The sequence below is a fragment of the Allomuricauda sp. TY007 genome (assembly GCF_010468565.1).
In the GTDB taxonomy this organism is placed as follows: Bacteria; Bacteroidota; Bacteroidia; order Flavobacteriales; family Flavobacteriaceae; genus Flagellimonas.
In genome coordinates, this window is record NZ_WUEG01000021.1 from 36,649 (window position 1) to 44,890 (window position 8,242).

Sequence of the window (8,242 nt, forward strand, 5' to 3'; positions counted from 1 at the left end):
TGCCACCAGACCACAGACCATGAAGGATACGCTCAAACATAGGGGAATGCGCAAGAACTTAGCGGAGATTGTTGCTGCCAAGGGAGTTAAGGACAATAAAGTACTTGATGCCATAAAAACGATACCGAGACACTTGTTTTTGGATAGTAGTTTTGAGGACCATGCGTATCAGGATAAAGCATTTCCCATTGGGGCTGACCAGACCATTTCCCAGCCTTATACCGTTGCTTTTCAAACAGAATTATTGGAGGTGAAGCCGAACGCAAAGATTTTGGAGATCGGGACGGGCAGTGGCTATCAAACTGCCGTTTTAATGCATTTAAAGGCGAAGGTTTACACTATAGAACGCCAGTTGGAACTGTTCAAGACCACTCGATTGTTCTTCAATAAAATGCATTATCGTCCCAAAAAAATGATTTTTGGTGATGGTTACAAAGGCTTGCCCGAAGAGGCCCCTTTTGATGGCATTATCGTGACTGCGGGCGCACCCGAAGTGCCACGGGCTCTTTTATCCCAACTAAAAGTAGGGGGCAGGTTGGTAATTCCAGTAGGGACAGATGAACAAATCATGACCTTGTTTGTGCGAAAGTCCGAAAAGGAATTTGAAAAGAAAGAATTCGGTTCGTTTCGTTTTGTGCCTTTGTTGGAGGATAAAAACTAGTTGTTGAAATTTTTTTTGATTCGGTCCAAGTTCCGTTTGCTGTCCCGACTTTTAATGGTTTCCCGTTTGTCGTACAGTTTTTTACCCTTGGCCAGACCGATATTCATTTTGGCGAGGCCTCTATCATTGATAAAAACTTTAAGAGGAACAATGGTAAGTCCCGTTGTGGCAACCTCTTTTTGAAGTTTTTTCAATTCCCTTTTGTTGAGTAACAACTTACGAACTGCCTTGGGGGCATGGTTAAAGTGACTTGCGTGGCTGTACTCGTCAATTTGCATGTTCACGACAAATAGTTCTCCTTTATCATTGAACTCACAAAAACTCTGGGAAATGGAAGCCTTGCCCAACCGAAGTGATTTAATTTCGGTACCCCCCAGAACAATGCCTGCGGTATAGGTGTCCAAAATTTCGTAATCGAATCGGGCTCTTCTGTTTTTTATGTTGATATTTTTTTGCATCGTGGACAAAAATATAAACTCTTTGCCAAGAAAATTGTAATGTTACACTAGATTTTACGAATAACTACCAAAACCAACTCATGAAAAGAATTTTAATTCCCCTGATGCTTGTTTTTGTCATCGCATGCAAGCAAGAACCTAAGAAAGAACTAACTGCACAGCAAATCGTGGACAATTCCATTGCCGATAGCGGTGGAAAATTGTTCAACAATCACAAAGTTTCTTTTGATTTTAGGGATAAAAGCTATGTTTCCGAAAATATTGAGGGTCAGCGAGTTTTTACCAGAATCTCAGAATTGGATTCAATAACCATTACAGATATCAAACGTGGCGAAGAGTTTGAACGTTATATGAACGATTCCTTGGTCATGGTCCACGATACCATGGCCGTGAAATATGCCAACTCCATCAATTCGGTACATTATTTTGTGCGCTTGCCTTATGGGTTGAACGATAGAGCGGTAAACAAGGAGCTTTTGGGCAAGGAAACTATCGCAGATAAGGAATATTACAAGGTAAAAGTGACTTTTGACCAAAAGGGCGGAGGAGAAGATTTTGAGGACACATACCTGTATTGGTTTGATTTGAAAACCTTTAAGCCTGAATATTTAGCTTATGACTTTCATGTGGACGGGGGCGGTCAACGATTCAGAAAAGCTTACAACGAACGCTATGTAAATGGTATCCGCTTTGTGGATTACGAGAATTACAAGCCCAAAAATAATGGTACGGACATCTTGGAGATAGGTAAATTGTTTGACAAAGGTGAATTGGAACTCCTTAGCAAGATTGAACTCAAAAATATTATGGTAGAGTAGTTCTAATCCATTTTAAGACGAATATCTGTGGCTACGCCGTCAATAATTCTGACAATAAAAAGACTGCTATTGTCCGAATCGTCCATTTGACCATACTTTTCCATACCTAATATTTTGTTTACGAGCATAGGCGTGGTGTTACTGTGACCAACGACCAAGACATTTTTACCTTCGTTTACCAATTTGAATTCTTCTGCATCGAATGTATTGGGGTCGTAATATTTGATATCGATATCTTTTTTCACCGATGTAGGGGCTGCAGTCATAGAGGTACGCTCATAATTTGTTGAGTATACTAAGTCCAATGGAATGGGGTCGAATACCTCTGCCCATCTAATGGCTCTGTCCAGTCCATTTTGGTTTAGCTCTGGGTCCAAGTTTTCTGGGTCGGTCCTGTCTTTTTCGGCATGTCTAATAAAATAGAAAGTGGAAATAACAGGGTCTTCTACAATTTTCGTATCTTTTTTGCAGCCAATACTTCCAACGAGTATAATTGCAAGGGCAATTAGAGGTTTGGTGGTTCGCATAATTCTATTCAAAGTTCCCGTGTATTATAGTTAATCAGTTTAAAAGTAACGTTTAATTTTCGTTTTCTCGTATGCCCAAGTTTTTGGTTTGTTTGTTTACCACAGTAATTTGCACCGTAAGTTGGGGGCAAGAAACCATTTTGCCATCGGATTTTAGGCAACATTCGTTGACACAGTTCAACGCAAGTTTATTCAATCCAACCTATGTTCTGGATTGGAACAACCCAAATTCCCTTTCGGTTTGGGCACGCTGGCAATGGCAGGCCATTGATGGTGACCCCACTTCCGTTTTTGCCAATTACACGCATCGGTTCAACAATACGTCCGGTGCTTCCATCGGATTTTTGCAGCACAATACAGGTGTGTTTTTGTACACGGGCGGTAATTTGAATTTTGCACAGACTTTTGAGTTGGATGATGATATCCAATTTATGGCCGGACTGAATATTTTTGCTTTTCAACAAACGGTGGCGGATGAACAGTTTTTTCAAGGCGATGAGTTAGATCCAATTTTTTTGGAAGATTTTGAAGCGTTCAGGATTCAATTTTCACCGGGATTACGATTAGTTGTAAACCGGTTCAGTGTTGGACTGGCCTTAGAAAATGCGGTTGGCTTTAATGTGTCTGGCAGCAGCGAAAACATGGATAGCTTTCAGAGTGTTACAGGGACCGTGTCCCACGATTTCCCCTTAATGATTTTAGATGGTTCGGGGGACAGTTTTGTCCGCCCCGTAGTCTATGTGAAATCCATACCCAACGGGGATACCCAATTTGGGTTGAATGGGTTGTTCTCCACCTCTAAATTTTGGGTACAGGGGGGCTACAATAGTTTTTATGGCGCGTCGGGTGGTCTGGGGATTACCTTGGCAAAGTCTTTTTCTTTGGGCGGATTGATGGAATTTGCTACTGACAATGCCCTGAGCGAAGAGGATGCCACTTTTGAAATCGTCGCTTCCTATAACTTTGGAAAAACAAAATCAAAGGAAGTTCGGCCAGAAGAGCCGCGAGAAGCCTTACCTGAAGAAACCGTGGAAGAAGAGCCAACCCCGCTGGAGGAAGAAATAGAGCAACAACGACTGGAGCAGGAGCGACGCGAACTCGAGGCCAGAAGGCAACGGCAACACGAAAAAGACTCTCTAGCGGAAGTACAACGCTTAAGGGAGCAAATGGAGCTGCAACGCAAAAAGGACAGCTTAGAACAATTACAGCGACAGAAGGTGGAGGTTCGTCCGAACGAGCGCTATGAGGAGGTGGAAAATGAAGAAGGACTGGAACCTGGTTTCTATCTAATTGCCAACGTATATGGTACCCAACGGTATTTTGAGAACTTCATGAAAACGCTCAGGGGAAAAGGTCTGGAACCCAAATCGTTCTACCGAAGTGTCAATAAATACAATTATGTGTATTTGGAGCGCTACAATACCATGGATGAGGCAAGAAAAGCCAGAGACAGTAAGTTTTTTGGTAAGTACGCAGATAAAACTTGGATATTTAGGGTGAAAGGTAATTGATTCTTAGGGTATAATGTTATTTCGAACCTGGTGAGAAATCTCTTCTCAAATTCAATAATGCGAGACTCCTTGTTGCTTCATGATGTCGGAATGACAAATGGTTTAAATTTTAAAAGAGGGATAGTTTACCTTACTTTTTGAGCTCTTGCTTAACCAAATATTCCAAATACGTAATAGTGTTGACCAGATACTTTCTATCCTGTGTCATAGTGCTCATGGCTACAGCACCTTGAATCATGGTAAACAATTGCTTTGCAAATTGTAGCGGGGGGACAGGAAGTTTAATTTCGTTCTGTTTGGCCCCATTTTCCAAAATAAGCGCAATTTTGCCTTCAATGTCCTTAATGGTTTCCCTAACAGCAGCGGCCAAAAGCTTGTTGTTCCCTTGAGCGTCCACGCCCACGTTCAAAAGTGGACAGCCGCCCATGGGAAGGGTGAATACGTCATACTGTTTGTAAAAATTCAACAGGGAATACAATCTGGCCAATGCTTCAGTTCCTGTGCTAAGTTTATCATCAATAGCTTGCAACAACATATTCCGATTGTGTTCAAAGGCGGAAAGAGCCAAGGCTTCCTTGTTTTCAAAATTTCCATAAATGGCACCTTTGGTGAGGCCTGTAGCCTCGGTAAGGTCGCTCATACTGGTGCCTACGTAACCGTGTTTATTGAAAATGGGCGCTACGGTCTCAATAATGTAAGCGGTGGTACGTTCTGCCTTCTTGGTCATTTTGTTTGTTACTGTTGGTCGAATCTAAGATATAAAAAATCAAATACTGTTTGGTATTTAAACGGTCAAAACCCTGCATTTTAACATGTTTCTTGGGATAATATACCTTTCCAATACTTCGTTTTGTTTTTGGATGGAATGATAAAGAATGGAATTTGATCAGTGTTTGGACCAAACCCTTCTTAAGAAATCAATAAAGTTTTGATTCATGATTTTTTCAATATCCGAGCTTGTGTAACCTCTTTTGGTCAACATGCTTGGAATTTTTTGAAGATCAGCGATGGTGTCCAAGTCCCATGGGGTCTGTTCTTTTCCGAAGGCACCGTCCAAGTCGGTTCCAATACCAACATGATCGGTGTTCCCGGCCAATTGACAAATGTGGTCAATATTATCAATTGCAATTTCCAAGGTGACGTTCATGTCTTTTGGGGTGGATTTACCACGAACCCAATTGGGAATCATCATCCAAGCATCCAACGCAACGCCGATAACAGCACCTCTGCTAATGAGCTCTTTGATCTGCTCATCGGAAAACTGCCGATTATGGTCCACCAATTTTCTGCAGTTATTATGACTGGCCCAAACAGGACCGTTGTAAACGTCCATGGTCTCCCAAAAGCTTTTGTCACATAAGTGGGTGGCATCCAAAATTAGGTTGAGTTCATCCACTTTTTTGAGCAACTCACGACCCTTTTGCCCAATACCGCCTACGGAGTCAGTTCCATGGGCGTAAATTCCAGGACCATAGTGAGCGGGACCGATTGCCCTAAGCCCCGATTCGTAGGATTTTTCCAAATAGCTCAGATCTACAATGGAGTCAGCGCCTTCCAAGCTTAGAATGTATCCAACCGGTTTGTTGGGAGCATTGCTCTTCCAAAGTTTGAGGTGTGATTCCAGCCCTTCAACATCCTTGATTTGAACCATTTCACCTGCCACCTCCATAGTTTTGTACCAAGCCAATTGCCCTTGCGTTTGTGCCCATGCTTGATGCTGGGAATGCCAACCAGGGAGCGGACTGTCTTTTTCCACGAAGCGCGCAATTTGAGTGGCCATGCACAACCCAATATTGCCTTTTCGCATGGCAGGAAGAGAAACGGTGTTCTTACCACGGTCTGGTTTGTCGGTCATGCCTTGTTCGAGTTCCCTTATCTCGGAAACAGAAAGTCTAAGGTCCCTGTTCCATTCGAGGGCGTTCATGGCAAGGTCGAGATGGGCATCGAATATAAACATGAAAGGGGGTGTTATTTATGAAGTTCAAAAATGGCTTCAATCTCAACGGCAATATTTCCTGGAAGCATCATACCAACGGCACTTCGTGCACCAATGCCATGCTCTTTTCCAAAAATATCCGCCATCAATTCACTAAAACCATTGATTACATAAGGTTGTTTGCCAAAGTCTGGGGTGCAATTCACCATTCCCAAAACTTTCACCATTCTTTTGATTTTGTCCAGGCTCCCAAAATGTGTCGTAATCGTGGATAACATGGTCAATCCTACCTGGCGGGCAGCTAGTTTTGCCTGATCTTCATCGAGGTCGTCGCCAGCACGCCCCGTCATAAGCGAGCCATCCAAATTAACAGGCCCTTGACCCGATACGTACAAGAAGTTGTCGACAACTAAAACAGGTCTATAGACGCCAGCAGGTGGTGGCGCAGGTGGTAATTGAAGGTTGAGTTCCTCCATTCGTTGAGATGGTGATTTTTCCATAAATTTTATTGCTAGATTATACTATTGATTGCCAAAACGCCCAGGAGCCCCATGACGCCTACCAAGGTCTCCATAACGGTCCAAGTGGAAAGGGTTTCCTTTACCGAAAGGTTGAAATATTCCTTGAACATCCAGAAACCTGTATCGTTGACGTGGGAAAGCATTAAACTTCCCGAACCGATGGCCAAAACCATTAATTCTGGACTTGTTCCAGTACCTGAAGCGAGTGGGAGTACAATACCGGCAGCGGTAAGCCCGGCCACGGTGGCCGACCCCACACTAACGCGGATGGCGGTAGCGATGAGCCAGGCCAACACCAAAGGTGAGATACTGGAACCCTTTAAACTGTCGGCGATATAATCGCTTACTTGACTATCTATCAAAACTTCTTTTAAAGCACCTGCGCCGGCAATGATCAATAGGATCATCGTAATACTGGAAACCGAAGCAGAGAGCGAATTCATTAGGTCGCTCATTTCCTTGCCTTTGGCCAATCCCAACGAGTAGATGGCGATGAGCACAGAAATTAGTAAAGCGATAACTGGGTTGCCAATAAAGGCTAGGATATTTCTGAGTACGCCATCCTCTAAAAATTGTTCGGCCGCGATGCCCACTCCAATAAAGATGATAGGGGAAAGGGCGGTCAAAATACTCACTATTGTCGACGGCAGTTCTTCCTCGGGTATAGGTTCGGCATTGTAAAATTCCTTCAATGGCTTGGCTTCAATATTTTTCAGGGTTCGAGCGAACAACGGCCCCGCAACAATAATGGCGGGAACGGCTACAATAAGGCCATACATCAGTGTTTTTCCTATATCTGCATTGAACATGGCCGCTATAGCTGTTGGAGCTGGATGGGGAGGAAGATATCCATGCGTCACTGATAAAGAGGTGAGCATAGGCAAACCCACATAGAGTAGGGGCAGTCCCGTGGAAAATGCTATGGTAAAAACCAAGGGAATTAAAATAACGAAGCCTACGGAATAGAACATCGGTATGCCTACTATAAATCCTGTGACCACCATAGCCCATTGTACGTGTTTTACCCCAAACTTGGCAACCAATTGAGTGGTGATTTGTTGCGCAGCTCCACTATCGGCGACCAATTTGCCCAGCATGGCGCCAAGACCAAGTATTAGGACCAGAAAACCTAATGTATTGCCAATTCCTCGTTGTATGGATTGGACTAAATTACTCAATTCCATTCCTTGGAAAATACCTACGAACAGGCACACGATAATGAAGGATAGAAATGCATTGAGTTTAAATTTTGCGATGAGTAAGAAGAGCAGAAAAATACCTAGAACGGCAATAATTAGTGGCATATTTAGGGTTTGGTTTTGAAGCTAAAATAAGGATTTAAATGTAATATGGTATTGAATGCACCAATTGTTTCGCACAGGTTTGTGGGAAATAAGTTGAGAGTTTATACGCCGTTTATAAACGGAAAACAGCAATTCGTCAATTGAAACACAGTATCCGTCAATTTAGGGTGGATTGTTCCCTTGGTAATGTTTTACTTGTCCCTTGGCACATGTATCGAGAAAATTGAACGGCTCTTTTAACCGGGAGCAGAAAAATAATTACATACACAACAAAACCAACAACAGCAGAACCACCATCACCCTAAAAAGCAAACAACCATGGCCGAGGACCCGATAAAACACACTATTGAAAAAAATGAACATGGACAGGTTCAATATCTTGACAATTTGATCACGGAGCACCTGTCCGATTACAGGAAGCACCATCCCAATGCGGGTTATAATACGTTCAGGGCACGTATCGAAGAAGCGAACCCTGGTGTGGACTGGAGCCATTTAAAGCTTGG

At 43.0% G+C, this 8,242-nt stretch carries 10 protein-coding genes; 4 read left to right on the forward strand and 6 right to left on the reverse strand.

Annotated elements, in window-relative coordinates:
* Positions 1–19 precede the first annotated feature (19 nt).
* A complete protein-coding gene (locus tag GO009_RS16655) occupies positions 20–661 on the forward strand; it encodes a protein-L-isoaspartate(D-aspartate) O-methyltransferase (RefSeq protein ID WP_163627852.1) in 642 nt (213 codons plus the stop codon).
* Here the strand turns inward: GO009_RS16655 and smpB are convergent.
* Positions 658–1,119, reverse strand: a complete 462-nt coding sequence (smpB, locus tag GO009_RS16660; RefSeq protein WP_163627853.1) for an SsrA-binding protein SmpB — start codon at positions 1,117–1,119, stop codon at positions 658–660. The two genes, GO009_RS16655 and smpB, sit on opposite strands and share 4 nt — an antisense overlap.
* An 80-nt stretch (positions 1,120–1,199) precedes the next feature.
* Here smpB and GO009_RS16665 point away from each other — a divergent pair, with 80 nt between their 5' ends.
* Positions 1,200–1,937 (forward strand): DUF6503 family protein, encoded by a 738-nt coding sequence (locus GO009_RS16665; RefSeq protein ID WP_163627854.1) that lies wholly within the window; start codon positions 1,200–1,202, stop codon positions 1,935–1,937.
* 2 nt (positions 1,938–1,939) lie between these two features.
* Here GO009_RS16665 and GO009_RS16670 read toward each other — a convergent pair whose 3' ends face one another.
* The gene (locus tag GO009_RS16670) at positions 1,940–2,464 is read right to left on the reverse strand and encodes a histidine phosphatase family protein (protein WP_163627855.1); all 525 of its coding nucleotides are present in this window, start codon (positions 2,462–2,464) and stop codon (positions 1,940–1,942) included.
* A gap of 71 nt (positions 2,465–2,535) precedes the next feature.
* Here GO009_RS16670 and GO009_RS16675 point away from each other — a divergent pair, with 71 nt between their 5' ends.
* Positions 2,536–3,975 (forward strand): PorP/SprF family type IX secretion system membrane protein, encoded by a 1,440-nt coding sequence (locus tag GO009_RS16675; RefSeq protein WP_163627856.1) that lies wholly within the window; start codon positions 2,536–2,538, stop codon positions 3,973–3,975.
* A gap of 130 nt (positions 3,976–4,105) precedes the next feature.
* On the opposite strand, the gene GO009_RS16680 is transcribed toward GO009_RS16675, so the two are convergent.
* The 4 genes from GO009_RS16680 to GO009_RS16695 all read right to left on the reverse strand — a co-directional run bounded on the left by GO009_RS16680 (position 4,106) and on the right by GO009_RS16695 (position 7,736).
* Positions 4,106–4,702 (reverse strand): TetR/AcrR family transcriptional regulator, encoded by a 597-nt coding sequence (locus GO009_RS16680; RefSeq protein ID WP_163627857.1) that lies wholly within the window; start codon positions 4,700–4,702, stop codon positions 4,106–4,108.
* Between the two features lie 159 nt (positions 4,703–4,861).
* Entirely contained in the window at positions 4,862–5,932 is a 1,071-nt protein-coding gene (locus tag GO009_RS16685; protein WP_163627858.1) for a dipeptidase, read from the reverse strand.
* Positions 5,933–5,943: 11 nt separating this feature from the next.
* Positions 5,944–6,411 carry a RidA family protein gene (locus tag GO009_RS16690; protein ID WP_163627859.1) on the reverse strand — a complete coding sequence of 156 codons (468 nt, stop codon included), beginning with the start codon at positions 6,409–6,411 and terminating at the stop codon, positions 5,944–5,946.
* Positions 6,412–6,422: 11 nt separating this feature from the next.
* Positions 6,423–7,736 (reverse strand): gluconate:H+ symporter, encoded by a 1,314-nt coding sequence (locus tag GO009_RS16695; RefSeq protein WP_163627860.1) that lies wholly within the window; start codon positions 7,734–7,736, stop codon positions 6,423–6,425.
* 318 nt (positions 7,737–8,054) lie between these two features.
* Here GO009_RS16695 and GO009_RS16700 point away from each other — a divergent pair.
* Positions 8,055–8,242 (forward strand): hypothetical protein (locus tag GO009_RS16700; protein WP_163627861.1); only part of this gene is annotated, 188 nt, incomplete at its 3' end.

What these genes read in the sequence shown, in the direction of transcription:
- GO009_RS16675 (WP_163627856.1), top strand. Translation starts at nt 2,536, where the DNA reads ATGCCCAAGTTTTTGGTTTGTTTGTTTACCACAGTAATTTGCACCGTA.
- GO009_RS16685 (WP_163627858.1), bottom strand. Translation starts at nt 5,932, where the DNA reads ATGTTTATATTCGATGCCCATCTCGACCTTGCCATGAACGCCCTCGAA.
- GO009_RS16655 (WP_163627852.1), top strand. Translation starts at nt 20, where the DNA reads ATGAAGGATACGCTCAAACATAGGGGAATGCGCAAGAACTTAGCGGAG.
- GO009_RS16690 (WP_163627859.1), bottom strand. Translation starts at nt 6,411, where the DNA reads ATGGAAAAATCACCATCTCAACGAATGGAGGAACTCAACCTTCAATTA.
- GO009_RS16695 (WP_163627860.1), bottom strand. Translation starts at nt 7,736, where the DNA reads ATGCCACTAATTATTGCCGTTCTAGGTATTTTTCTGCTCTTCTTACTC.
- smpB (WP_163627853.1), bottom strand. Translation starts at nt 1,119, where the DNA reads ATGCAAAAAAATATCAACATAAAAAACAGAAGAGCCCGATTCGATTAC.
- GO009_RS16665 (WP_163627854.1), top strand. Translation starts at nt 1,200, where the DNA reads ATGAAAAGAATTTTAATTCCCCTGATGCTTGTTTTTGTCATCGCATGC.
- GO009_RS16680 (WP_163627857.1), bottom strand. Translation starts at nt 4,702, where the DNA reads ATGACCAAGAAGGCAGAACGTACCACCGCTTACATTATTGAGACCGTA.
- GO009_RS16670 (WP_163627855.1), bottom strand. Translation starts at nt 2,464, where the DNA reads ATGCGAACCACCAAACCTCTAATTGCCCTTGCAATTATACTCGTTGGA.